This is a genomic window from Streptomyces sp. NPDC002698 (genome assembly GCF_042888945.1).
GTDB lineage: Bacteria > Actinomycetota > Actinomycetes > Streptomycetales > Streptomycetaceae > Streptomyces.
Map to the genome: position 1 here is coordinate 339,003 of NZ_JBIAQM010000006.1, position 25,248 is coordinate 364,250.

At 70.6% G+C, this 25,248-nt stretch carries 16 protein-coding genes and 2 pseudogenes; 9 read left to right on the top strand and 9 right to left on the bottom strand.

Annotated elements, in window-relative coordinates:
• Positions 1-74: 74 nt before the first annotated feature.
• The 4 genes from ACFYW9_RS12460 (at position 75) to ACFYW9_RS12475 (ending at position 7,756) form a co-directional block, all read left to right on the top strand.
• Complete coding sequence (locus ACFYW9_RS12460) at positions 75-1,883, top strand: VWA domain-containing protein (protein WP_389148256.1); 1,809 nt, start codon at positions 75-77, stop codon at positions 1,881-1,883.
• A 172-nt stretch (positions 1,884-2,055) separates the two neighbouring features.
• Positions 2,056-3,780, top strand: a complete 1,725-nt coding sequence (gene metG / locus ACFYW9_RS12465) for a methionine--tRNA ligase (RefSeq protein ID WP_351871100.1) — start codon at positions 2,056-2,058, stop codon at positions 3,778-3,780.
• A 174-nt stretch (positions 3,781-3,954) separates the two neighbouring features.
• Complete coding sequence (locus tag ACFYW9_RS12470) at positions 3,955-7,035, top strand: FG-GAP repeat domain-containing protein (protein ID WP_389148260.1); 3,081 nt, start codon at positions 3,955-3,957, stop codon at positions 7,033-7,035.
• Between the two features lie 244 nt (positions 7,036-7,279).
• Entirely contained in the window at positions 7,280-7,756 is a 477-nt protein-coding gene (locus ACFYW9_RS12475; RefSeq protein WP_387299106.1) for a hypothetical protein, read from the top strand.
• Positions 7,757-7,789: 33 nt separating this feature from the next.
• Here ACFYW9_RS12475 and ACFYW9_RS12480 read toward each other — a convergent pair whose 3' ends face one another.
• The 5 genes and pseudogenes from ACFYW9_RS12480 to aspS form a co-directional block, all read right to left on the bottom strand.
• Positions 7,790-8,002 (bottom strand): DUF397 domain-containing protein, encoded by a 213-nt coding sequence (locus tag ACFYW9_RS12480; protein ID WP_389148358.1) that lies wholly within the window; start codon positions 8,000-8,002, stop codon positions 7,790-7,792.
• Positions 7,982-8,137 (bottom strand): annotated as a pseudogene (locus tag ACFYW9_RS12485) (transcriptional regulator); the annotation flags it as partial. The gene ACFYW9_RS12480 and the pseudogene ACFYW9_RS12485, both read right to left, overlap by 21 nt.
• Positions 8,138-8,333: 196 nt before the next feature.
• Positions 8,334-9,317 carry an intradiol ring-cleavage dioxygenase gene (locus ACFYW9_RS12490; protein WP_389148264.1) on the bottom strand — a complete coding sequence of 328 codons (984 nt, stop codon included), beginning with the start codon at positions 9,315-9,317 and terminating at the stop codon, positions 8,334-8,336.
• Positions 9,318-9,502: 185 nt separating this feature from the next.
• The gene (locus tag ACFYW9_RS12495) at positions 9,503-10,465 is read right to left on the bottom strand and encodes an intradiol ring-cleavage dioxygenase (RefSeq protein ID WP_389148267.1); all 963 of its coding nucleotides are present in this window, start codon (positions 10,463-10,465) and stop codon (positions 9,503-9,505) included.
• A gap of 194 nt (positions 10,466-10,659) precedes the next feature.
• Positions 10,660-12,423, bottom strand: a complete 1,764-nt coding sequence (gene aspS, locus ACFYW9_RS12500; protein WP_351871117.1) for an aspartate--tRNA ligase — start codon at positions 12,421-12,423, stop codon at positions 10,660-10,662.
• 167 nt (positions 12,424-12,590) lie between these two features.
• Between aspS and ACFYW9_RS12505 the strand changes: the two are divergent.
• Positions 12,591-14,822: pseudogene (locus tag ACFYW9_RS12505) on the top strand (SpoIIE family protein phosphatase); the annotation flags it as partial.
• Positions 14,823-14,893: 71 nt separating this feature from the next.
• On the opposite strand, the gene ACFYW9_RS12510 reads toward ACFYW9_RS12505, so the two are convergent.
• The 3 genes from ACFYW9_RS12510 to ACFYW9_RS12520 form a co-directional block, all read right to left on the bottom strand.
• Entirely contained in the window at positions 14,894-16,030 is a 1,137-nt protein-coding gene (locus ACFYW9_RS12510; RefSeq protein ID WP_389148270.1) for an AI-2E family transporter, read from the bottom strand.
• A 151-nt stretch (positions 16,031-16,181) separates the two neighbouring features.
• Positions 16,182-17,153, bottom strand: coding sequence for a pirin family protein (locus ACFYW9_RS12515; RefSeq protein ID WP_351871121.1), 972 nt, complete (start codon positions 17,151-17,153; stop codon positions 16,182-16,184).
• A gap of 177 nt (positions 17,154-17,330) precedes the next feature.
• A complete protein-coding gene (locus tag ACFYW9_RS12520) occupies positions 17,331-17,822 on the bottom strand; it encodes an SseB family protein (RefSeq protein WP_326786670.1) in 492 nt (163 codons plus the stop codon).
• 142 nt (positions 17,823-17,964) lie between these two features.
• Here ACFYW9_RS12520 and ACFYW9_RS12525 point away from each other — a divergent pair, with 142 nt between their 5' ends.
• From ACFYW9_RS12525 to ACFYW9_RS12540, 4 genes are all read left to right on the top strand, one after another.
• The gene (locus tag ACFYW9_RS12525; protein ID WP_389148361.1) at positions 17,965-19,791 is read left to right on the top strand and encodes an acyl-CoA dehydrogenase; all 1,827 of its coding nucleotides are present in this window, start codon (positions 17,965-17,967) and stop codon (positions 19,789-19,791) included.
• A gap of 151 nt (positions 19,792-19,942) precedes the next feature.
• Entirely contained in the window at positions 19,943-21,238 is a 1,296-nt protein-coding gene (locus ACFYW9_RS12530) for a M18 family aminopeptidase (protein ID WP_389148274.1), read from the top strand.
• Between the two features lie 122 nt (positions 21,239-21,360).
• Positions 21,361-23,007 (top strand): hypothetical protein, encoded by a 1,647-nt coding sequence (locus ACFYW9_RS12535; RefSeq protein WP_389148277.1) that lies wholly within the window; start codon positions 21,361-21,363, stop codon positions 23,005-23,007.
• 128 nt (positions 23,008-23,135) lie between these two features.
• Positions 23,136-23,381, top strand: a complete 246-nt coding sequence (locus ACFYW9_RS12540; protein WP_355765090.1) for a DUF6458 family protein — start codon at positions 23,136-23,138, stop codon at positions 23,379-23,381.
• A gap of 6 nt (positions 23,382-23,387) precedes the next feature.
• Here the strand turns inward: ACFYW9_RS12540 and ACFYW9_RS12545 are convergent, their stop codons facing one another.
• Entirely contained in the window at positions 23,388-25,211 is a 1,824-nt protein-coding gene (locus tag ACFYW9_RS12545) for an NHL domain-containing thioredoxin family protein (RefSeq protein WP_389148281.1), read from the bottom strand.
• Positions 25,212-25,248: the final 37 nt, after the last annotated feature.

The following is a 25,248-nucleotide window of genomic DNA, read 5'->3' on the forward strand; positions in this document are numbered from 1 at the left end:
TCTATGGCCGCTAACCTTACGTGTCCGTCCTGGCCAGGGATTGACGGGATCAACTCACGCGAAGGGTTGCGCACATGGGCATTCTCACTCTCCTGCGGAATGCGTTCGGCCGCTCACGCAAGGGTCGTGACGCGGACGCGGAGACCTCGCGAGAGGCCACGTCGACCGCGACGGTCCCGGCTCCCGCCGCGGAGCCGACACTTTCTCCCGAGGCCGAGCCGGCCTCGACCGCCGCCCCGGAGGCCGAGCCGAAGATTCCGGCTCCCGCGTCCGAGCCCTCCGTCGTCGAGGAGCTGGTGTCGGCCGCCTTCGACAACGTGACGGTACCGAAGCAGACCACGACCTCCTCCCCGGAGGCCGAACCCACACCCGAACCCACCACCGAGCCCGAGGCCGCCGCCGAGCAGGCGGAGGAACCGGTCGCCGAGCCCGCCGCCGAGGCGGAAGCCGTCTCGGAAGCCGAGCCCGCCGCCGAGGCCGAGGTCGAGTCGGTCGCGGAGCCCGAGACCGAGGAAGAGCCGGAGCCCGTCACCGCCGAGCCCGAGGCCGAGGTCATCCCCGAGCCCGTCGCCGAGGCCGAGCCCGTCGTTGAGCCCGAGGCCGCCGTCGAGCCCGAGGCCGCCGTCGAGCCCGAGGCCGTCGTTGAGCCCGAGGCCGAGGTCATCCCCGAGCCCGTCGCCGAGGCCGAGCCCGTCGTGGACGCGGCTCCGGTCGCCGAGGCGGAGCCCGAGCCGGTCGCCGAGGCCGAGGTCGCCGCCGAGGCGGAAGCCGAGGCCACGGTTGAGCCCGAGGCTGAGGCTGTTGCCGAGGTGCCCGTGGCCGCGCAGGTGGACGAGCCCGCGGCCGCCGATGGCGAGGAAGCCCCACAGGCGGCACCAGCAGCCGAAGACGAGACCAGCACGGGTGGTGCGGGCGGGAACGACGACGCCGAAGGCGAAGCCGAGGCGGAAGCGGAGACCCCGGCCGAGCCGGTCACCGAGGCCGAGCCGGTCGCCGAGGCCGCGGTCGAGCCCGAGGTCGAGGCTGAGGCCGCGCCCGAGGCCGAGGCCGAGGTGCCCGTGGCCGCGCAGGTCGACGAGCCCGCGGCCGCCGACGGCGAGGAGGCCCCACAGGCGGCACCAGCAGCCGAAGACGAGACCAGCACGGGTGGTGCGGGCGGGAACGACGACGCCGAAGGCGAAGCCGAGGCGGAAGCGGAAACGGAGACCCAGCCCGCGGGAGACTCCGCCGTCGCGCTGAGCGAGGTCAAGACAGAGGCTCCGGGCCTGGTCACGGCATACCAGGAAGCGGGCACCGCGCTCCAGAAGCGGGACCTCACCGGCAAGCGCGCCAAGGTCTACCTCGTACTCGACCGCTCGTCGTCCATGCGCGCCTACTACAAGGACGGCTCCGCCCAGGCCCTCGGCGAGCAGGCCCTCGCCCTCGCCGCCCACCTGGACCCGGAGGCGACCGTCCACGTCGTCTTCTTCTCCACCGAGCTGGACGGCACCGGCGCCCTCACGCTCACCGAGCACGAGAACAAGGTCGACGACCTGCACGCCGGCCTCGGCCGCATGGGCCGTACGAGCTACCACGTCGCCGTGGAGGAGGTCGTCACCCACCACCAGCGGTCGGGCGGCGGCGACCCCGCCCTGGTGATCTTCCAGACGGACGGCGCCCCGGACGCCAAGACCCCCGCCACCCAGTCCCTCACGGACGCGGCGAAGGACCACCCGGGCGTCTTCTTCTCGTTCGTCGCCTTCGGCGAGTACGACAACAAGGCCTTCGACTACCTGCGCAAGCTGAAGACCGGGAACACGGCCTTCTTCCACGCGGGCCCGGCCCCGCGCGAGCTGACGGACGTCGAGGTCTACGACGGCGTCCTGGAGAACTGGCGCCCGTAACCCGTACGCCCGCGTACACCGCACCACCCGGGCCGCCCCTTCCCACGCCTCAAAACGGGAAGCGGGCGGCCCACCCATGTCGGCTACGATTTCAAGGTTCACCGGCGACGGCCCGCCCACCGGAAATCCGAGGCGATCGTCGCCCCACGCAGCGACCTGGGAGCAGCCCGCGATGGCTCGACACCTCATCACCAGCGCCCTTCCGTACATCAACGGGATCAAGCACCTGGGCAACATGGTGGGGTCCATGCTCCCGGCGGACGTGTACTCCCGGTACCTCCGCCAGCGTGGCCACGACGTCCTGTACATCTGCGCGACGGACGAGCACGGCACCCCCGCCGAGCTGGCGGCCAAGGAGCGCGGCCTGCCGGTCGACGAGTTCTGCGCGCAGGCGCACGACGCGCAGAAGGCCGTGTACGACGGCTTCGAGCTGGCCTTCGACTACTTCGGCCGCAGCTCCAGCCCGGAGAACCGCGACATCACGCAGCACTTCGCGCGCCGCCTGAACGAGAACGGCTTCATCGAGGAGCGCGCGATCCGTCAGGTGTACTCGCCCACCGACGGCCGTTTCCTGCCGGACCGCTACGTGGAGGGCACCTGCCCGCACTGCGGTTACGACAGGGCCCGCGGCGACCAGTGCGAGAACTGCACGCGCGTGCTCGACCCCACGGACCTGATCGACCCGCGTTCGGCGATCTCCGGCTCGACGGACCTGGAGGTCCGCGAGACCAAGCACCTGTTCCTCCTCCAGTCGAAGCTCCAGCACGAGGTCGAGGAGTGGGTGGCCCGCCACGAGTCCGAGTGGCCTCAGCTCGCCTCCTCCATCGCCCGCAAGTGGCTGACCGAGGGCCTGCACGACCGCGCGATCACCCGTGACCTGGACTGGGGCGTCCCGGTCCCGGCCGACACCTGGCCGGAGCTGGCCGCCGAGGGCAAGGTCTTCTACGTCTGGTTCGACGCCCCGATCGAGTACATCGGCGCGACGAAGGAGTGGTCCGACCAGGACACGGAGAACCGTGACTGGAAGTCCTGGTGGTACGACGCGGACTCCGGCGAGAACCCGGTCCGCTACACGCAGTTCATGGCGAAGGACAACGTGCCCTTCCACACCGTGATGTTCCCGGCCACCGAGCTGGGCGTGCGCGAGCCGTGGAAGAAGGTCGACTACGTCAAGGCCTTCAACTGGCTGACGTACTACGGCGGGAAGTTCTCCACGTCCCAGAAGCGCGGCGTCTTCACCGACCACGCGCTGGACATCCTGCCCGCCGACTACTGGCGCTACTTCCTCATCGCCAACGCCCCCGAGTCGGACGACTCGTCGTTCACCTGGGAGCACTTCACCACCACGGTCAACAAGGACCTGGCCGACACCCTCGGCAACTTCGTCAACCGCGTCCTGTCCTTCTCCAAGAAGCGCTTCGGCGAGGAGGTCCCGGCGGGCGCGGAGGCCGGCGAGGCCGAGGCGAAGCTGGGCGCGGAGATCGCGGGCCTGCTCGCGGAGTACGAGACCCAGATGGAGGCCCTCCAGTACCGCAAGGCGGCCGCCGCGCTGCGCGCCCTGTGGTCCGCGGGCAACTCCTACCTGGAGGAGAAGGCCCCCTGGCTGGAGATCAAGACCAGCCCCGAGGGCGCCGCGCTGACGCTCCGTACGGCGATGAACCTGATCCACCTGTACTCGGTGGTCTCGGAACCCTTCATCCCGGCGTCCGCCCGCGCGATGCGCTCGGCCTTCGCCCTCGCGGACGACACGGCGACCTGGGTGAGCGCCGACGAGGCCCGCGCCCTGTCCTTCCTGCCCGCCGGAACCCCCTTCACCGTTCCCCCGGTCCTCTTCGCCAAGATCACGGACGAGGACCTGGAGTCGTACAAGGAGCGCTTCGGCGGCGCACCCGAGTAACGGCGACCGCTCGACAGGAGCCCGGGAACGAACCGTTCCCGGGCTCCTCGCCTGCCGGAAACCGCTCCCACCTGCGACGACATCCCGACCTCGTGATCTGTACAACCGTCACCTCCTGCTACCATCCGCGCACTTGTGCGAGGGCGGGGGCCCTCGCGGGGAGGGACAGTTCACGTGGGCAGACACGCCCCGAGACGGCGCGGCCTTGCCGCGGCCGTCTCCTCCGTAGCGGTCGCCGTGGCGGCCGCCACCATCGCCGTTCTGCCGCAGAACGGCGCCTCGGCGGACCCGGCCGCGCCGGCCGGGACCATCTCCGAGATCACCCTGGCCGACCCCGCCGACACGCAGCCGCGCGCCGACCGCCCGCTGGTGGCCGGCGCGAGCGGCTTCCTGCACCGGCAGACGGGGATCACCGGGCTGCTGTGGACGGACTACGCCACCGGCACGAGCACCGTCGTCCGGACCGCCGACGGCGTGTACACGCCCGCGGGTGCCTGCGAGAGCCTCGGCTCGTCGACCTGCCCCACCGCCTGGTACGGCAGCGACGGCGACCTGGTCGCGCTGCCGTCGGCCGGTTCCGTGGCCCTGTGGGACCCGGCGACCCGGACGACGTCGTCGTTCACCTCGGACGAGGCGTACCGGGGGCTCGCCGGACGGACGGTCCTCACCGAGTGGTCGGTGCACGACCTCGTCGACGGCTCCTGGCGCTCCCGCGCCATCGCACCGGCCGACACCCGGATCACCTCGGGTTCCGTCACCGCCGCCGACGCGCACGGCGCGCTGTTCAAGGTCGGCGGCAGCCTGTACTACCTCGACCTGGCCACGGCCACCGCCACCAGGGCCTTCTCCGGCATGGACGCGCGGCCGTACACCGTCCTCGGTGACGACCGGATCGGCTGGTACGACCCGGTCGGCGGCAACCTGCGTGTCAAACCGCGCACGGACCCGGGCGCCGACGAGCAGGTGATCGACCTGCCCTCGCCCGGTGCCCAGCTCGACGGTGCCCCGGTGCTCTCCGGCGACTGGCTGCTGCTCCCGCTGCACACCGGCACCGGCACCAGCGAGCTGCGGGCCGTCTCCCTGAAGGACGGCTCCGCACAGACCCTGGCGGCCAAGGCGGGGGCGTACATCGTCCGCCCGTCCGGCAACACCGCCCTCGTCACCGGCGGCACCGGCGCGAGCGACTGGTGGGTGCGGCGCTTCGCCGCGGCCGCCGACGGCACGCCCGGCCTGGAGCAGCTCGCACGGATCCCGGCGACGGAGAACGCGAAGACCGGCCTGGCCCTCAGCCGCGGCAGTCTGCGCGTCGCCGAGGACGACCCGAGCGGCACCATGGACACCACCTCGCTGCGCACGCTGGCCGTGGTCGGCGGGCAGCTGACCGCCTCCGCGCAGGAGGCCGGGGACAAGGTGCTCACGCGCTGCCCGTACACGGGCGTGGCCTGCTCCATGCTCTGGGGCAACCACGGCGACGACCCGCGGGACGCCTTCCTCGGCACCGGTCTGTCCGGCAAGGACAGGCTGTCCGCCATGCTGGACGGTTCCTCGGACTGGACCCTGGAGTTCGGCACCACGGGCGGCCACATCGTCGACGTCTCGGACAACTACGCGGTCTACGACTCCGGGGGCGCCGCCCCCGAGCAGTACATCGGCGAGTTCGGCCAGGGCCAGAAGCTGAAGCGGTCGGTGCGCGCCGCCGCGCTGAACGGCTCGACCCTCTGGAGCGCCTCCACCACCGGCAAGCTCACCTCGTACAGCCTGACCGAGGACAAGACCCTCGCGACGGTGACGGTTCCAGGCCTGTCCTGCGTGCCGGGCGAACTCCAGGCGGCGGGCCGCTGGGTCTACTGGGCGTGCGGTACGAGCTCGGCCGGCGTGTACGACTCCGCGGCCGGCACGTCCCGCTCGGTCGCCCCCGGTGACGTGCTCCTCGGCGACGGCTTCACCATCCGCCACGACCACGCCGCCGGCCTGCTGGTCCTGACCGAGGCGGCCACCGGTACCACGCGTGTCATCGCCTCCGACCTCCCCGAGAAGGGCACGGCCACCGACCGGCGGTACCGCTGGACCGTGGACGAGTACACAGGCATGGTCGCCTGGTTCGACGCGTTCGAACAGACGCACGTCGCCACGACCCGCATCGCCCCGTCCGCCGTGACGTCCTTCGTGACGAGCGCCGGCAGCTACGTCGAACCGGGCATGCGCTTCGAGGGCGAGTGGCTGCTGTCCCGCCCGGTCACCTCCTGGTCCGTCACCTTCAGCTCGGTCCAGAGCGGTGCCAAGGGCAGGGCCACCTCCACGGTGACCGGCGGCGCGTCCGCCGCCCGGGTGGCCACCGACTGGTACGGCAAGACGACGGACGGCAGCTACTTCCCCAACGGTCTCTTCACCTGGACCCTCAAGGCCACGGGCACCGGCACCTCCACCGCGGTCACGGTCGCCACCGGCGAGGGCTTCCTCAGCCGGGGCGCCGCCGTGCGCCACGACTACGGCAGCGTCGACGGGCCCGACGGCCGGGGTGACCTGCTCACCCTCAACTCCTCCGGCGGTCTGACCGTCCAGCAGGGCACGGGAACGGGCAAGTTCGGCGAGAAGACCACCGGCACCGGCTGGCCCACGTCCGTCAAGGTGGTCCCCTTCGGCGACGCGAACGGCGACCGCTGCAACGACGTGCTCGTCCGGCTGAGCAGCGGGGCCCTGCGCCTGTACAAGCCGGGCTGCAACGCGGCCGTCAAGCCGACGACGTCGTACACCACGCTCGCGAGCAGCGGCTGGACCCAGTACGACGTCCTGACCTCGCCCGGCGACGTGAGCGGTGACGGCCGCCCCGACCTGATCGCGCGCGTCGCGTCCAGCGGGACCGTCTACCTCTACAAGGGGACGAGCACGGGAACGCTCTCCGCCCGCGTGAAGCTCTACGACAACTGGAAGGGCTACAAGAAGATCGTCGGGGCCGGTGACCTCAACGGCGACGGCATCGGCGACCTGCTCGCGCAGGACACGTCCAACACCCTCTACCGCTACAACGGCAAGGGGGACGGAACCTTCGCCGCCCGCGTGAAGGTGTTCGCCGACTGGGGCGGCTCCTACAACGCCGTCATCGGGGTCGGTGACATCACCGACGACGGCAGGGCCGACCTGGTCTCCCGGGACACCGGCGGCAACCTGTACCGCAACAGCGGGGACGGCAAGGGATCGTTCGGCTCGCGCACGAGGATCGCCACCGGCTGGGGCGGATACCGGTCGATCTCCTGAGGCTCCTCACCCCCGGAAAGGGGGCACGGACAACACGTCCGTGCCCCCTTTTCCGCGTCTGCGGGGCCCTGCGCGCCGAGGCCGCCGCCCCGGCGCCCGGGACTAGCCGGACAGCACGGAAGACCAGGTGAGAGCCCGGTGAAGCCCCGGCAAAGAGCCGGGAAAGCGACCCTCTGCCCGATGCCGCCGATCCGTAATGGACCCCGGCGCCACAAGCCCCCCGGTCACCCGTATGGTTTCCGCCATGGCAGTCCCCGAGGTCATTCCGATCGCCTACGAACCGAAGCACCGCACCGAGACCATCGGCCGGTACGCGGACGGTCAGTTCCTGGCGTCGATCACGTACGCCTTCCCCGAAGGGTTCCGTCCCGACGACGGCTGGGAAGAGCACAAACGTCTGTACGTGGTGCTCCACACCTTCGATGCCGAGGGCCGCTACCGCGACTCGGAGGTCTGGTGCGCCGGCACCTGGGCCGAACAGCAGCGGGCCGTCCAGGGCGAGTACTCGGTGCTGTCACGCGCCCGGGTCCACCTGGCGAAACTGCTCCGCAGTCTGCCCCGGCGCTCGTACACGGACATCGCGATACGGCCGTTTCAGCTCACCGTCGACGGCGTCCGGTTCGGCCTCGTGACGGGCGTGGACGACGGCGAGGCCTGGGCCGAGCTGTACCCGGACGGCCTCGGCTTCTCCGAACCGTGGGACGGCACGTACGACACCTGAGCCGCCCCCTTCCCGGCGCGGCCCTGACGGAAATCACCCGGTACGGGCCGCCCCGAGTCGGCACAGAAGCGCGGCCAGCCCCTGTGGGGTGACGGAAAGTATTCGCTCCGGATCATCGCTCTCACGGAGCAGCAAGGTGTCCTCGGCACGGGCGAGCTCCACGCACTCGTTGCCATCACCGGGTCCGGAGAACGAGGACTTCTGCCACTGAGTCACGACTTGGTTTTCCTTCGCCAGCCGGTGCATGAAGTCCCGCGACTTGGCGGGCTCAAGAGATGCCGACTCCACCTTACGGAAGAGCGTTCGCATGGCCAGGAGTTGAGCGGAGGCATCCAGGAAGACCGAGCCGTACGGTGCGTCCCGTTGCGCGGTGTCCAACGCTGTCAAGTTCATCTGGTGCGAACTGACCACGGCGGCGTGAACGTTTCGCCGGTCCCCGAAAAGCACTTCGGAGCAGAGCTGATCAAGCCCCGCACGGGCAGGGGCCCGGAACCAGCGTGTTCCGGGCCCCTGCCTGTCAGGGAGTCAAGAGGCCCGGAACACCACGGGTTCCGGGCCCCTTGTGTGCCGGGAGGGGTCAGGACGCCGAGGCCGACGCGCTCGGCTGGGTGTCCGTGCTGTCGTGGGTCTCGTCCGGGGCGACGCCCATCGTCAGGTGGGCCTGGACACCCTTGGCGATGTTCTTCTTGTCGTACTTGAGGTACAGCAGGCCACCCTCATGGCCGTTCTGGGGATAGATCGTGTCCTCGGTGAGGGTGGTGCGGGTGGCGGTGTTCGTGGAGTACGGGGACACCTCGGCCGACGCCAGGACCGACTTCTCGTCGAAGAAGAACTGGCCGGTGTGGCAGGTGTGGCCGCCCTCGTAACCCGCGTCGGTCCAGGTGCCGTCGACGTGGACCTTCGTGTGGATGTGGACGGCGCGGCCCTGGTACCAGCCCGGGAAGACCGTCTTGAAGGTGACGTAGCCGTGTTTGTCGGTCTTCCAGGTGCCCCGGAGGTAGCGCTCGTCGTCGGTCGGCTCCGAGTGGCCGCCGCCGGTGCCGCCGGAGGGAGCGCCCGACGGGGGCTCACCTGTGGGCGTGCCCGAGGGGGCGTCGGACGGGGAGCCGGAGGGCGGGGTGCCGCCGCCACCGCCACCGCCGCTGCCCATCGCCTCGTAACCGGAGTAGACGCCCAGCGCGGTGCAGTGCCAGATGTCGACCGCCGCGTTCTTCACCGGCTTGCAGGTGTCCGCGTCGATCACCTTGAGCTCGAGGGTCAGGGGGATGCCCTCTTCGTCCTCGGTGATGTCCTGGCGGACCTTGTCCGCGTCGATGTAGTAAGGGCCCTCGGTGGTCTCGGAGGTGAGCTTGTAGCAGCCCTCGGAGGCGGTGGCGCTCGCCGAGGCGGTCGCACCCTTCCCCTTCGTCTCCCCGGCGAAGGCGCCGGCGGCGACCGTCCCGCCCACAGCGACAGCGGCGACCGCACCGGCACCGGCGACGACGACCTTACGGCGCGTCAGATCGCGTTTGTGCTTGGGGCCTTGCTCGTTCTCATGGCTGTTCTCGGCGTTTCCCGTCATGGGCAGGGACGCTAGGAGGCGGCCCTGTCAGGGACGTGAGAAAGGCCTGTGGAATCCCCTGCGCACGCAAAAGAGCGTCGAGGGAAGGTCCTCCGGATTCCTGCGGGGCTCCGGTGAGGTGTCCAGGAGGGTCCGGTCCCCGGCTGTGAAGGGCGGGGACCGGAGACCGCCGGTCCGTCCGTCCGTCAGCTCGCCGAAGCCGATGGTGACGCCGACGCACTCGCCTGGGGCGGCCCGCCCTGACCGTCCTCCGTCGCGTCAGGGTCGACGCCGACCGTGAGCGACGCATGGACGCCCTTGGTGATGTCCCGCTTGTCGTAGCGCAGCCTGAGCAGGCCGCCCTGGGTACCGCTCTGGTCGTAGATCGTGTCCTCGGTGAGCGTGGTGCGCTCGGCGGCGTTGGCGGAATACGGCTCCACCACCGCCGAGGCCAGGACGGACTCCTCGTCGAAGAAGAACTGGCCGGTGTGGCACGCGTGCCCGCCCTCGTACCCGGCGTCCGTCCACTCGCCGTCCACGTGCACCTTGGTGTGGATGTGGACGCAGCGGCCCCGGTACCAGCCCGGGAAGACCGTCTTGAAGGAGACATGGCCGTGCCGGTCCGTACGCCAGGTGCCGCGCAGGTAGCGTGTGTCGTCCGTCGGCTCCTGGTGGCCGCCGCCCGGCATGCCGGTCGGGGGCGCTCCCGTGGGCGCACCGGTCGGCGGCTCGCCGGTGGGAGCGGGGCCGCCACCGCCGCCGTTGCCCTGGTTCTCGTAGCCGGAGTAGACGCCTGCGGCGTCGCAGTGCCAGATGTCGACGGCCGCGTTCCGGATCGGTTTGCAGGTCTCGGAGTCGATCACCTTGAGGCCGAGGAGCAGGGGGATGCCTTCGCGGTCCTCTCTGACGTCCCGGCGGATCTTGTCCGCGTCGATGTAGTACGGGCCCTCGACCGTCTCCGACGTCAGCCGGTAGCAGGCCTCGGTGCTCTCCCCGGCTGCCGGTTCCCTGTCCTGCGCGACCGCGTTCGCCGCGAAGGCGCTGCCGCCGAGGCCGGCCACCGCGAGCGCGCCCGCGCCGACGGCCACGACCTTGCGGCGCGTCAGTTCACCGCTTTCCTGGGGTACTTGGGGGACCTGGGGTTCCTGGTGCTGCCCATTCGCTGTCATGCGCCGGGAAGTTAGGCAGGAAGGCTGTCAGCAGGCTGAGAAAACAGCGGTCTTTGTCACGGGCACGCGAAAGGGACCTGAAATCGACGTCGACTTCAAGCCCCTTTGCGATCAAGCCAGTTGAAAGGCTTGCCTTACCTCGGCCGCGGCCACTTCGGCCGCGGCCACCTCGGCAGCGGCTACTTCGGCTGCGGCTACTTCGGCTGCGGCTTGCGCACCGTGAGGTGCAGTTCGCGCAGGCGGGTCTCGTCCAGCTCCGTGGGCGCGCCCATCATCAGGTCCTGCGCGTTGCCGTTGAGCGGGAACGCGATCGTCTCGCGGATGTTCGGCTCGTCCGCGAGCAGCATGACGATGCGGTCGACGCCCGGGGCGATCCCGCCGTGCGGCGGGGCGCCGAAGCGGAAGGCGCGCAGCATGCCGGCGAACTGCTCCTCGACGGTCTCCCGGTCGTAGCCGGCGATCTCGAAGGCCTTGAGCATGATCTCGGGCTCGTGGTTACGGATCGCGCCGGAGGACAGCTCCACGCCGTTGCAGACGATGTCGTACTGCCAGCCGAGGATGTCCAGCGGGTCCTGGGTCTCCAGGGCCTCCAGACCGCCCTGCGGCATGGAGAACGGGTTGTGCGAGAAGTCGATCTTCCCGGTGTCCTCGTCCTTCTCGTACATCGGGAAGTCGACGATCCAGCAGAAGCGGAAGACGTTCTCCTCGAAGTTGCCCGAGCGCTTCGCGGCCTCGACCCGCACCGCGCCCATGATCTTCGAGACCTCGTCGAACTCGCCCGCGCCGAAGAACACCGCGTGACCGGCGGCCAGGGAGAGGCGCTTGGTCAGCTCGGCGACGTTGTCCTCGGTGAGGAACTTGGCGATCGGGCCGGTCAGCGAGCCGTCCTCGCCCACGCGCACCCAGGCCAGGCCCTTCGCGCCCTGCTCGACGGCGTAGTCACCGAGGCCGTCGAAGAACTTCCGGCTCTGACCGGCCACGTCCGGCACCGCCAGGGCGCGCACGTGCTTGCCGGCGAAGGCCTTGAACTCGGAGCCCTCGAAGATGTCGGTGATGTCGGTGAGCTCGAGCTGGGCGCGCAGGTCCGGCTTGTCGGAGCCGTACTTCAGCATCGACTCGCGGAACGGGATGCGCGGGAAGGGCGAGGTGACGTGACGGTCACCGCCGAACTCCTCGAACAGCTCCGTCATGAGCTTCTCGATGGGCTGGAACACGTCCTCCTGCTCGACGAAGGACATCTCGACGTCGAGCTGGTAGAACTCGCCCGGCGAACGGTCCGCACGGGCGTCCTCGTCGCGGAAGCAGGGCGCGATCTGGAAGTAGCGGTCGAAGCCGGAGATCATCAGCAGCTGCTTGAACTGCTGCGGCGCCTGCGGAAGCGCGTAGAACTTGCCGGGGTTCAGCCGGGAGGGCACCACGAAGTCGCGCGCGCCCTCGGGGGAGGTGGCACTGAGGATCGGGGTGGCCATCTCGTTGAAGCCCAGCGCCGTCATCTTGTGACGGATCGCGGAGATCACGGCCGTGCGCAGCAGGATGTTGCGGTGCATGCGCTCGCGGCGCAGGTCGAGGAAGCGGTACTCCAGACGGCGCTCCTCGTTCACACCGTCCTCGGCGTTGATCGTGAACGGCAGCGGCTGGGCGGCGCCGAGCAGCTCGACCTCGCTCACCTCGACCTCGACCTCACCGGTCGGCAGCTCCGGGTTCACGTTCTCCGTGCCGCGCGAGACGACCTTGCCGTCGACGCGGACGGTCGACTCCTTCGAGACCTTGTCGAGGGCCTCGTAGGCGGGGGTGCCGGGGCGGGCGACGAGCTGCGTGATGCCGTAGTGGTCGCGCAGATCGATGAAGAGGATGCCACCCAGGTCTCGGCGATTGTGCAGCCAGCCGCTCAGCCGGACGTCGGTGCCGACGTCAGAGGCGCGGAGCTCGCCGCAGGTGTGGGACCTGTACCGATGCATCGTCGTTCATCCAGTCTTCGCGGATTGGGGGCCTGTTTCACGTGAAACACCCCCAGGGTACCGGCCAGCCCAGGCCGCCTCCCCCTCATTAGCCGCTCCACGCCGTGACGGGCGCCGGTGACGGCCATCGGTGGCAGGCACCGATCACCTGTTCCTACAGTGGGCGCATGCGCACTGGTGAGCCCCTGCCCGCCGTGGGGGACGTCCTGGCCGCACTCGCCACCGGCGTGTGGCGCTGGGACAACTCCTCGGGACTCGTCACCTTCGACGCGGAGGCCGCACGGCTGATCGGCATTCCCGCGGAGCTGACGACCCTCACCGAGGCGGGCGCGCGCTCGCATGTCCACCCCGTCGACTGGAACGAGATGGACGGGGTGGTGCACCTCGCGGCGGCCGAGGGCACGCTCGCCGAGGCCCAGATGCGGATCATGGACGAGCACGGCCGGGTGCTTCGCACGGTCCGCAGCCGCTCCAAGCCGCTCGTCGACCCCGACACCGGGCAGTACGAGCTGATCGGCACCCTCCAGGAGGTCAGCGAGCAGCCTCCGGACGCCGCCGCGCGCACCCCTGTCATCGGGGACTGGCGCCGCTCGCGGGAGGCGTTCCTGCTGGACGCCGGACGGGCGCTGGCCGAGGCCCGGTCCACGGCGGAGGTGCTGCGGGTGGCGGCGGGACTGTCGATGCCCGGATTCTCCCCGGACGGACTCGCCGTCTTCGGCGCGGAGGGCGAGCGGCTGACGATCATCGGCCACCACGGGCACCAGCCGGGCGACGAGGGCCCCTTCTCCCACATGTCGCTGGCCACGGACTATCCGGCCGCCGAGGTCGTCCGTACGGGCCGTGCGGTCTACCTCTCCTCCCCCGACGAGTACAAGGACCGCTACCCGGCGTCCTGGCCCCTCGCCCAGCACTTCGGCCGGCAGTCCTGGGCGTTTCTGCCGCTCACGGTCGCCGGCAGCACCATGGGCGCGTGGATGGCGGCCTTCACCTACCCCGTCACCTTCACGCCCGACGAGCGCTCGGTCCTGACGACCGTCGCCCGCATGCTCGCGCAGGCCCTCTCGCGCGCCGGAGCCGCCGAGACCGCGCGGGAGCTGACCGACGGCCTCCAGCGCTCGATGATGCCGACGCTCGGCCCGCGGATGCCGGGCATGAGCGTCGCCGCGCGCTATGTCCCGACCGGCGGCGGCCTCCAGGTCGGCGGCGACTGGTACGACGTGATCCCGCTGCCGGCCGGCCGCTACGCCCTGGTCATCGGCGATGTGCAGGGCCACGACGTCCGCGCCGCGGGTCTGATGGGCCAGCTCCGGATAGCCCTGCGCGCCTATGCCGCCGAGGGCCACCGCCCCGACGCGGTGCTGTCACGGGCGGCGCGTTTCCTCTACGGGGTCACCGACTCGGTGACCTACGGGTCGAGCGGCGGCGCCGACGCGGACGAGGAACCGGCGGACCCCGCCGATGTGCGCTTCGCGACCTGTCTGTACGTCGAGGTCGACCCGGAGACCGGGACCCTGGACATCGCGCGCGCCGGGCATCCCGATCCCGCGATACGGATGGCGGACGGGACCGTGCTGATGCGGCCCACGGCGGGCGGGCTGCCGCTCGGCATCGACCCGGACGCCGACTACCCGACCACCCGGCTCGTCCTGGAGCCGGGCGAGACCATGCTGATCTGCACCGACGGGCTCATCGAGACCGGCGGCCACGACCTCGACACCGGCTGGCGCCGGATCCGCCGGACGCTCGAATCCCACGACGGCGACATGGAGTCCCTCGCCGACGCGCTCGTCCAGGCCGTGCACGGGCCCTCCTCCCACCACACCACCGGTCCGCTGGCCGACCGGCGCGAGGACGACATAGCGGTGCTGCTGCTGTCCCGGCTGCCCCTGGAGGGTGCCGGCGACGACACGGCGCCACCTGTACGGCCGCTGCTGCGCCGCACGATGCTGACCGTGGCGCAGGCCGAACCCGAGCTGATCGCGGACGCCCGTCAGCAGCTGCGGGAGCTCCTGCACGACTGGGCCTCCGCCGACCAGCTCGACTCCGCGGTCCTGCTCGTCTCCGAGATGGTCACCAACGTCCTCGTGCACACCGACGCGGACGCGCTGCTCGTCGCCGAGGTGACGGGCGAGCCGGGCAAGCGGCGGATACGGGTCGAGGTCACCGACGGCAGCGACGCCCTGCCGCACCGGCGCCATCCCGGGGAGCTGGCGTCGTCCGGACGGGGCCTGGTGCTCGTCGAGATGCTCGCGGACGCGTGGGGGGTGGACCCGCGGGGCCAGGGCAAGAGCATCTGGTTCGAGTTCTCCGAGACCCCGGACACGGATTCCGGCGGGTCCGGGGCCTCGGAGGACTCCGCGCCGCCGGGAGCGTGGGACACGTTCGCCGAGGCGGTGGACCTCGACGGACCGGCGGATCCGGGCGCCGTGGAGGGCCGGAGTGCCGCCGACGTCGGCCGGCCGGCCGACGGCTACGCGTCCGCCGCCGGTCCCGACGCCCCCGGCACTCCGGGGAATCCCGGCGTCCCCGGTCCCTTCGAGCCCTCCGGAGCCGACGGTCCTTCGGGCCCCTCCGGCCCTTCCGGCTCGTAGCGCACACGGAGTTCGTGCAGGACGCCGAAGGCCGCCGCCGTCAGGGGGACGGCGAGCAGCATGCCGAGGACGCCCGCCACGGAGGCGCCCGCCGTGATCGCGAGCAGCACCACCGCCGGGTGCATCTGCACCTGCCGGCTCTGGATCATCGGCTGGAGGCCGTATCCCTCCAGCATCTGGACCGCGAGCACGAGCCCGAGCGTCCACAGGGCGATGACGAACCCCCGGTCGGCGAGCGCGACCAGGACGGCCACCGCGCCGGAGAGGAAGGCGCCGAGATACGGGATGTACGCCCCCACGAAGACCAGCGCGCCGAGCCCGACGGCGCCCGGGACGCGCAGGACCAGGAGTCCGACGGTGATGCAGAGGGCGTCGATGAGCGCGATGATCGTCGTCCCGCGCATGAAGCCCTCGACGGCCGCGTAGGCGCGCCGGGCCATGGCCTCGACGACGTCGGCGGTCCCCCGTGGCGCGAGCGACCGCAGTGATCCGGCCACCTTGTGCGAGTCGCGCAGGAAGAAGAACACGAGCAGCAGGGCGAGGAAACACATGGCGAGGGTCTCGGCCACGACGCTGACGCCGCTGACGACGTTGGACGCGGCCGTGCCGCCGAACTTGGCCAGCAGGTCCTTGGAGTTGGCGGCGATGTCGTCGAGCGAGGTGCCCGCCGCGCCGAAGTGCTCGGCGAGGGAACGCGAGGCCTGCCGGAGCGAGGACACGATCTGGGCGCCGGTGTGGAAGAGCGCGGCGACGACGACGTAGACGGCGCCGCCGACCACGACGGCCACCGCGACGCAGGTCAGGGCGGCGGCGAGCGAGCGGTTGATCCGTGCCTTGACCATCCGCCGGTACAGCGGTCCGAGCAGCGCGGTCCCGAGCAGCGCGAGCAGCACCGGCACCACCGCCGTCCGGAACTCCCCGCACAGCAGGATCCCCACCCATCCGACCCCGGCGGCCAGCAGGATCACGACACACCAGGCCGCCAACCGCCGGGCACCCTCGGGGAGTAGCTGCACCCCGCCAGCTGACCATGCGTCAGCCGGACCGGCGCTCCGGGCAGTCCGAACGGGGGAGGATCCCGCGAGGAACCCCCGTCGCCCGGCGCACGGCAGAGCCCCGTCCGGTCCGCCGGACGGGGCTCTGCCGTGCGCTGTCCCTCATGAGGGCCTACAGCCCGCCCTCCGACATCCCGTGCACCGCCGGGATCGTCCCCAGGCGGCCCTTCTGGAAGTCCTCGAAGGCCTGCTGGAGCTCGTCGCGGGTGTTCATCACGAACGGACCGTAGTGGGCCATCGGCTCACGGATCGGCCGGCCTCCGAGCAGCACGACCTCCAGGTCGGGCGTGTTGGAGTCCTGCTTCTCGTCGGCCCGGACGGTCAGCGAGGAGCCCGTGCCGAAGACGGCGGTCTGGCCGGTGTGGACCGGGCGGCGGTCCGCGCCCACGCTGCCGCGTCCGGCCAGCACGTAGGCGAGGCCGTTGAAGTCCTCGCGCCACGGCAGGGTGACCTCGGCGCCGGGCCGCAGTGTGGCGTGGACCATGGTGATCGGGGTGTGCGTGATGCCCGGTCCCTGGTGGCCGTCGAGCTCACCGGCGATGACCCGCAGGAGCGCGCCGCCGTCCGGGGTGCTGAGCAGCTGCACGGTGCCGCCCCGGATGTCCTGGTACCTCGGGGCCATCATCTTGTCCTTGGCCGGCAGGTTCACCCACAGCTGGAGCCCGTGGAAGAGGCCGCCCGACATCACCAGGTGCTCCGGCGGCGCCTCGATGTGGAGCAGGCCGGACCCGGCCGTCATCCACTGGGTGTCGCCGTTGGTGATCGTGCCGCCGCCACCGTTGGAGTCCTGGTGGTCGAAGATGCCGTCGATGATGTAGGTCACGGTCTCGAAGCCGCGGTGGGGGTGCCAGGGGGTGCCCTTCGGCTCGCCCGGCGCGTACTCCACCTCACCCATCTGGTCCATCATGATGAACGGGTCCAGGTGCCGGTAATTGATCCCGGCGAACGCACGGCGGACCGGGAAACCCTCGCCCTCGAAGCCCTGGGGCGCGGTCGTCACGGTGAGCACGGGACGGTCCACCGCGTCGGCCGGCGCGGCCACACGGGGCAGGGCCAGCGGGTTCTCGACAGTCACTGCGGGCATGTCGGTACCTCCTTGTGCTTCGAGTTTAGTTGAGAGTTGAACTTTCTGCTACCCGTAACGACGCGCGCCCGGAGGACATTCCCTCCGGGCGGCACAGGTTCGAGAGGCGTCCGGCCGAGCGGACACCGGGGCGCCGGAACACCGGACGCCGGGCACCGGGGCACCCGCGGCGGACCGTCAGCCGTACATACGGCGCATCGCGAAGTCCACCATCTGCTCCACGGCCTTCGCGTCGAAGACCATGCGGTGCTTGCCCTCCATGTCGATCACGAAGCCGTAGCCCGTGGGCAGCAGGTCGATCACCTCGGCTCCGGTGATCACGAAGTACTTGGACTCCTTGCCCGCGTATCGGCGCAGCTCCTTGAGCGAGCTGAACATCGGGATGACGGGCTGCTGGGTGTTGTGCAGCGCGAGGAATCCGGGGTTGTCACCGCGCGGGCAGTAGACCTTCGAGGTGGCGAAGACCTGCTGGAAGTCCTCGGCCGCCATGGCGCCCGTGGTGAACGCCCGGACCGCGTCCGGCAGGGACGGCGGGGACGGCTCCGGGTACAGGGGCGGCTGCTGGCCGTATCCGCCCGCCATCTGCCCGTCCGGCATCTGGCCGGGCATCTGCTGCTGCGGCGGGACGTACCCCTGCTGGGCGCCTGCGTTCTGCTCGTAGCCGTACATGCGTCAAAGAGTAGTGGGCCACATATGGCCCACCCGGGGTTGCTTCTTATTACTGGCGGGTAGCATCATCGTAGCTACTTGCTGGTACGTGACAAAGATGCGAGGAGTCAGTGCCTCGCCGATCCCTTACGGAGCCGTCGCCATGGGGCACTACAAGTCGAATCTCCGCGACATCGAGTTCAACCTCTTCGAGGTGCTCGGGCGCGACAAGCTGTACGGCACCGGCCCGTTCGCGGAAATGGACACGGACACCGCCAAGAGCATCCTCGAGGAGCTGACCCGCCTCTCGGAGAACGAGCTCGCCGAGTCCTTCGCGGACGCCGACCGCAACCCGCCGGTCTTCGACCCGGAGACCAACACCGCGCCGGTCCCGGCTTCCTTCAAGAAGTCGTACAAGGCGTTCATGGACTCCGAGTACTGGCGTCTCGGCGTGCCCGAGGAGATCGGCGGCTCCACCTCGCCCCGCTCCCTGATCTGGGCCTACGCGGAGCTGATCCTCGGCGCGAACCCGGCGGTCTGGATGTACTCCAGCGGCCCCGCGTTCGCGGGCATCCTCTTCGAGGAGGGCAACGACGTCCAGAAGCACATCGCGACGATGGCCGTCGAGAAGCGCTGGGGCTCCACCATGGTCCTCACCGAGCCGGACGCCGGCTCCGACGTGGGCGCCGGCCGCACCAAGGCGATCCAGCAGGACGACGGCTCCTGGCACATCGAGGGCGTGAAGCGCTTCATCACCTCCGGTGAGCACGACATGGAGGAGAACATCCTCCACTACGTCCTCGCCCGCCCCGAGGGCCACGGCCCCGGCACCAAGGGCCTGTCCCTGTTCCTCGTCCCGAAGTACGAGTTCGACTTCGAGACCGGCGAGCTGGGCGAGCGCAACGGCGTGTACGCGACGAACGTCGAGCACAAGATGGGCCTCAAGGCCTCCAACACCTGCGAGATGACCTTCGGCGACCGCCACCCCGCCAAGGGCTGGCTGATCGGCGACAAGCACGACGGCATCCGCCAGATGTTCCGCATCATCGAGTTCGCCCGCATGATGGTCGGCACGAAGGCCATCTCCACGCTGTCGACCGGCTACCTGAACGCGCTGGAGTACGCCAAGGAGCGCGTCCAGGGCACCGACCTGGCCGACTTCATGGACAAGGCCGCGCCCAAGGTCACCATCACGCACCACCCGGACGTGCGCCGCTCGCTCATGACGCAGAAGGCGTACGCCGAGGGCATGCGCGCCCTGGTCCTGCACACCGCCGCTGTCCAGGACGAGATCCAGGTCCTGGAGGCCGCCGGCGAGGACACCTCCGCCGCCGAGGCCCTGAACGACCTCCTCCTGCCGATCGTGAAGGGCTACGGCTCCGAGAAGGGCTACGAGCTGCTCGCCCAGTCGCTCCAGATCTTCGGCGGCTCCGGCTTCCTGCAGGAGTACCCGATCGAGCAGTACATCCGCGACGCCAAGATCGACACGCTGTACGAGGGCACCACCGCGATCCAGGGCCAGGACTTCTTCTTCCGGAAGATCGTCCGCAACCAGGGCGCCGCACTGAACTCCCTCTCCGAGGACATCAAGAAGTTCCTGGCCCTCGGCACGGGCGGCGAGGAGCTGTCCACCGCCCGCGAGCAGCTCGCCAAGGCCGCCGTCGAGCTGGAGGCCATCGTCGGCCTCATGCTGACCGACCTCGCCGCCACCGAGCAGGACGTCAAGAACATCTACAAGGTGGGCCTCAACACCACCCGCCTCCTGATGGCCTCCGGTGACGTGGTCGTCGGCTACCTGCTGCTGCGCGGTGCCGCCATCGCCGCCGAGAAGCTGGAGACCGCCTCCGCCAAGGACAAGCCCTTCTACACCGGCAAGATCGCGGCCGCGAAGTTCTTCGCCGCCAACGTGCTGCCGGGCGTCACCGGCGCCCGCAAGCTCGCCGAGGGCGTCGACCTGGACCTGATGGAGCTGGACGAGGCCGCCTTCTAAGAGCCGCCGGCCCCGTCCCGACGGGCGGGCACCGACCCGGGCACCTGTCCCGGCGTTCAGGTGTCCCGAGGTGTCCGCCCTTCACATCCCCCTTACGAGGGCCCGTTCCCAACCCCGGGAGCGGGCCCTCGTGCGTCGTTAAGGTGAACCCATGAGTGCACCCACCCGCTTCGACCGCGGCCACACCGACGACCTCATGTCCTTCCTCGCGGCGAGCCCGACGCCGTACCACGCCGTGGCGACCGCCGCCGAGCGGCTGGAGAAGGCCGGGTTCCGTCAGGTCGCCGAGACCGACGCGTGGGACGGGAGCAGCGGCGGGAAGTACGTGCTGCGCGGAGGGGCGATCATCGCCTGGTACGTGCCCGAGGGCGCCGAGCCGCACACCCCGTTCCGGATCATCGGCGCGCACACCGACTCCCCGAACCTGCGGGTCAAGCCCCTGCCCGACACCGGCGCGCACGGCTGGCGCCAGATCGCCGTGGAGATCTACGGCGGCCCGCTGCTGAACTCCTGGCTGGACCGGGACCTCGGCCTGGCCGGACGCCTGTCGCTGCGCGACGGCTCGACCCGTCTGGTCAACATCGACCGCGCCCTGCTGCGCGTGCCGCAGCTCGCCATCCACCTGGACCGTTCCGTCAGCAGCGAAGGGCTCAAGCTCGACAAGCAGCGCCACCTCCAGCCCGTCTGGGGACTCGGCGACGCCCGCGAGGGCGATCTGATCGCCTTCCTGGAGGAGGAGTCGGGGGTGCCCGCGGGCGAGGTCACCGGCTGGGACCTGATGACCCACTCCATCGAGCGCCCCGCCTACCTGGGCCGCGACAACGAGCTGCTCGCCGGGCCGCGCATGGACAACCTGCTGTCCGTGCACGCGGCCACGGCCGCGCTGGCGGCGGCCGCGGCGGCCGAACCCGGACTGTCGTACATCCCGGTCCTCGCCGCCTTCGACCACGAGGAGAACGGCTCGCAGAGCGACACCGGCGCCGACGGACCGCTGCTCGGCAGTGTGCTGGAACGTTCTGTCTTCGCCCGCGGCGGTTCCTACGAGGACCGGGCGCGCGCCTTCGCCGGCACCGTCTGCCTCTCCTGCGACACCGGCCACGCCGTGCACCCCAACTACGCCGAGCGGCACGACCCGACGCACCACCCGCGCGCGGGCGGCGGCCCCATTCTCAAGGTGAACGTCAACAACCGCTACGCCACCGACGGTTCGGGCCGCTCCGTGTTCGCCGCCGCCTGCGAGAAGGCCGGCGTGCCGTTCCAGTCCTTCGTCTCCAACAACTCCATGCCCTGCGGCACCACCATCGGCCCCATCACGGCGGCACGGCACGGCATCAAGACGGTCGACATCGGCGTGGCCATCCTGTCCATGCACAGCGCCCGCGAACTCTGCGCCGCCGACGACCCGTTCCTGCTGACGAACGCGCTGGTGGCGTTCCTGGAGGGGTGAGTCCCGCCCGCCCGTCCCCCTGCGAGATCGTTATTTTTTGAACCTGTTCAAAGATGATTGTCGCACCGTACGCTGCGCTTCAATCTTCAATGATCTGCGAACTCGGTCTCGTGGGGGACTACGTGCGAAAGAGATCCCTGGCGCTCGCCTGCGCCTCCGTCGCGGCCGCCCTGCTGATCGGCCCGGTACCCGCCGCACACGCGGCGCCGGCGCCGGTGCTGTACGGCGTCGGCAGCGGTGACCACCCCGGTGACGGCCTGGTGTGGGTGTCCGCCTCGTCCGACACCGACACCGCCATCACCTCGATCACCGCGCACCTGTACGCGCCGGGCTCCGCCGCCGACGCCCCGGAGATCGCCCGGGTCAGCGACTTCACCCGTGACTCCAGCACCGGCTTCGCGAACCTGTGGCGGACCACCACCCCGCTGCGCCTGGCCGACCTCGGCGTCTACCGCGTCGTGGTCGACCTGACCGACGCCGACGGGGACACCACCACCGCCCAGGACACGTCCGGGTACGAGTACGAGCTCGAAGCGAACCTCACGGATCTGCGGGCCGCCCCGCAGAATCCGGACTACGAGCACCAGGACGTCACCGTCACCGGCGGCTTCACGGTCACCGACCCGCGCACCGGCGAGACGACTCCCGCGGTGGACGCGCGAGTGGACCTGGGGATCTCCAGCGTCCCGGGCGCGGCGACCCGGACCGGCGCCGACGGCCGTTTCACCTACACCTACCGCGTCACCGACCCGTCCAGCGACACCGTCAGCGCCTGGCTGCGGCCGGACGAGCCCTGGTACCAGCCCTGGGCCAACCAGGGCGTCGAGGTCAGGGCCGTCCAGTCGGACACCCGCGTGACCCTGGACGCCGCCGAACTGAGCGTCAAGGCCGGGCAGGCGGTGAAGGTCTCCGGGACCGCCGAGGTGTACGTCGGCGGGGCGTGGAAACCGCTGGCCGGAGCCACGGTGGAGGAGATCTGGTCCAGCGAGTCCAGAGGCGTGGCCTCGCGGCCCGTCACGGGCGCCGACGGCCGCTTCACCGGAGAACTGACGCTGCCGAAGTCCGGCACGGTCGATGTGCGAGTGCTCACCGGGACGTTTCTGAGGTTCAGCGAGCTGCAGCTGGTCAAGGTGCACGTCGCCCAGAAGACGTCGATCACCAACTTCACCGCGAACCTGGACAAGTACGCCCAGCTGACCGCCAAGGGCCTGCTGAACAGCGGCAGGTCCGCCCCGGCGGACATGTACAACCAGGTCGACCTCCAGTACTCGGCCGACGGGAAGACCGGCTGGAAGACGATGAAGACGGTCGTACCCGGCAGCTTCGAGCCGGACGTCGGCGCGAACTTCAAGGGCACCTTCGCCACGTCCTACAAGGGCTACTACCGGGCGCACTTCAAGGCCGTCAAAGACTGCCAGGAGTCGTACAGCTCCGTCGTGCACGTCACGCGCACCCCGACCCGGATCACCGACGGCAACGCCGCGCCGGAGCCGGTCCGCAAGGGCCGCACGATCACCTACAAGGGCAAGCTGCAGCACTACACCTCGAGCGCCTGGAAGGCCTACGCCGGCCAGGCGGTGAAGATCCTCTTCAAGCCCAAGGGCTCCAGCAGCTGGTACGACATGGGCAACGCGACCACCCGCACGGACGGCACGTTCAGCAAGGGCTTCACGGCCTCGAAGGACGGCACTTGGGTCGCGGTGCTCCTCTACCCGAACAGCACCCATCTGGTGAGCTCGGGCCGCGAGGACTACGTCGACGTGACGTGACGCGCGCAGCCGTCGGAAACGGCGGCGCGCGTCACGTGAGGAAGCGCCTCCGCATGGCTCGCGAGGTCCCGGGTACCCGGAACGGGTCCGGAACGACTCGGAGTTGCCATCACAAGGAGACGACACCCATGGGCCTGGGCGGATGCATCATCCTGATCGCCGCAGGGGCGATCCTCACGTTCGCGACCGACTGGCACATGCAGGGGGTCAACCTTCACCTCGTCGGCGTGATCCTCATGATCGTCGGACTGATCGGCGTGACGACCTTCAGCAGCATCGCGCGGCGCAGGCGCGTCGTCGTACCGCCGACCGCGACCGTCGTGGACGACGACCGGCGCCGCCGTGACGGGTACACGGACGGCTACGGCGTCTGAGCCGGATCAGCCGTCCATGCCGGCGAGGACCAGGGGCAGCCGGTTCGTCCCGGTCTCCGTGAGGCGGACCGGCACGCCCCAGTCCTGCTGGTGGACATGGCAGGCCGGGTACTCGTTGGCCGGATCGTCGTCGCAGGACGCGGCCATCGCCGAGACGTGCAGCACGCCCTCGGGGACGGCCGGGTTCAGCTCGACGTCCCGGGAGAGATCGGTGCCGGCGCCCTCGCCCGCGAGCAGCAGCTCGGGCGGGGTGGCGGAGACCAGGAGCCGGGTGGACGGGCCGTAGCGGGTGTCCAGTTTCTGTCCGGCCGGTGCCTGGAAGATCACGTCCAGCCGGACGGCTCCGGGGGTGACGTCGGTGGCCGCGCGCTGTGTGCGGTGGGCGACCGACTCCACCCGTACCGCCTCCTCGGGCAGCCGCAGCCGGGTCAGCCGGTGCCGGGCGGACTCCACCACCACGATGTCGTCCCCGACGAGCACGGCGTCGCTGGGCTCGCGCAGATCCGTGGCCAGCGTGGTCACCTCGCCCGTCGAGGGGTCGTACCGGCGCAGCGCGTGGTTGTACGTGTCGCTGACCGCGACCGAACCGTCCGGCAGCGCGGTCACCCCCAGCGGGTGCTGGAGCAGGGCCTGTCCGGCGGCACCGTCGCGGTGCCCGAAGTCGAAGAGCCCGGTGCCCACGGCGGTGTGCACGCTCCCGTCCGGATCGACCCAGCGCAGCGCCGAGGTCTCGGAGTCGGCCAGCCAGAGCCGGTCGGCGGTGGCGGCGAGCCCCGACGGCTGGGCGAACCAGGCCTCGGGTCCCGGTCCGTCGACCAGCCCCTCGTTCGTCGTGCCCGCGGTGACCTCCACGGTCCCCGCCTCCGGGTCGTACGCCCACAGCTGGTGCACACCGGCCATGGCGATCCAGACCTTCCCGCCGAACAGGGCCACGTCCCACGGCGAGGACAGATCGATCTCGCGCGCCGGCCCCGACGTCGGCGAGCCCTGCCACCACTGGCGCCCGGTGCCCGCGAGCGTGGTGACCCCGCCGGTCGGAAGGTCGATCCGGCGCAGCGCGTGGTTCACCGTGTCCGCGACGACGACCGCGCCCTCGTCGAGCAGGGCGAGCCCCTGCGGCTCGCTGAACCCGGCCTCCTCGGCGCCGCCGTCCACGAAGCCCCGGACACCTGATCCGATGCGCCGGACGACCGTCTCGCCGTCCTCCTCCAGCTCCACGAGCTGATGCCGGGTCGTGTCGCTGACCAGAAGATTGCCGTTCGGCAGGGCGAGCGCCTTGCCCGGGAAGCGCAGCGCGGTCGGCTCGGGTTCGGGCGCCACGTACGGCCCGTCGCCGCGCCGCAGCGTGCCCTTCGCGGCGTGCTCGGCCTCCAGCTCCTCCACCAGCCGCTCGATGGCGTGGGCATGCCCCTCACCGGCGTGCTGCGCGACGACGTACCCCTCGGGATCGACCACCACGAGCGTCGGCCAGGCCCGTACGGCGTACTGCTTCCAGGTCGCGAGCTCCGGGTCGTCGAGCACCGGGTGCTCCACCCCGTAGCGCTCCACCGCGTCGACGACCGCCTGATGCTCCGCCTCGTGCGCGAACTTCGGCGAGTGCACCCCGACGATGACGACGGTGTCCCGGTGCTTCTCCTCCAGCTCCCGCAACTCGTCCAGGACGTGCAGGCAGTTGATGCAGCAGAAGGTCCAAAAATCCAGGATCAGTACGCGGCCCCGGAAGTCGGCGAGCTTCAGGTCCTTCCCGCCGGTGTTGAGCCAGCCGCCCTTGCCGACGAGCTCGGGGGCACGGACGCGGGCACGGCGCGGGGCGGGAGAGGCGGCGTTCATGTGATCAAGGGTGCCACCAGGGCGCGGCGCTCCGAAA

Coding starts and splice junctions, on each gene's coding strand:
- ACFYW9_RS12460 (WP_389148256.1), top strand. CDS start 75: ATGGGCATTCTCACTCTCCTGCGGAATGCGTTCGGCCGCTCACGCAAG.
- metG (WP_351871100.1), top strand. CDS start 2,056: ATGGCTCGACACCTCATCACCAGCGCCCTTCCGTACATCAACGGGATC.
- ACFYW9_RS12475 (WP_387299106.1), top strand. CDS start 7,280: ATGGCAGTCCCCGAGGTCATTCCGATCGCCTACGAACCGAAGCACCGC.
- ACFYW9_RS12480 (WP_389148358.1), bottom strand. CDS start 8,002: ATGCACCGGCTGGCGAAGGAAAACCAAGTCGTGACTCAGTGGCAGAAG.
- ACFYW9_RS12490 (WP_389148264.1), bottom strand. CDS start 9,317: ATGACGGGAAACGCCGAGAACAGCCATGAGAACGAGCAAGGCCCCAAG.
- ACFYW9_RS12495 (WP_389148267.1), bottom strand. CDS start 10,465: ATGACAGCGAATGGGCAGCACCAGGAACCCCAGGTCCCCCAAGTACCC.
- aspS (WP_351871117.1), bottom strand. CDS start 12,423: ATGCATCGGTACAGGTCCCACACCTGCGGCGAGCTCCGCGCCTCTGAC.
- ACFYW9_RS12515 (WP_351871121.1), bottom strand. CDS start 17,153: ATGCCCGCAGTGACTGTCGAGAACCCGCTGGCCCTGCCCCGTGTGGCC.
- ACFYW9_RS12520 (WP_326786670.1), bottom strand. CDS start 17,822: ATGTACGGCTACGAGCAGAACGCAGGCGCCCAGCAGGGGTACGTCCCG.
- ACFYW9_RS12525 (WP_389148361.1), top strand. CDS start 17,965: ATGGGGCACTACAAGTCGAATCTCCGCGACATCGAGTTCAACCTCTTC.
- ACFYW9_RS12530 (WP_389148274.1), top strand. CDS start 19,943: ATGAGTGCACCCACCCGCTTCGACCGCGGCCACACCGACGACCTCATG.
- ACFYW9_RS12540 (WP_355765090.1), top strand. CDS start 23,136: ATGGGCCTGGGCGGATGCATCATCCTGATCGCCGCAGGGGCGATCCTC.
- ACFYW9_RS12545 (WP_389148281.1), bottom strand. CDS start 25,211: ATGAACGCCGCCTCTCCCGCCCCGCGCCGTGCCCGCGTCCGTGCCCCC.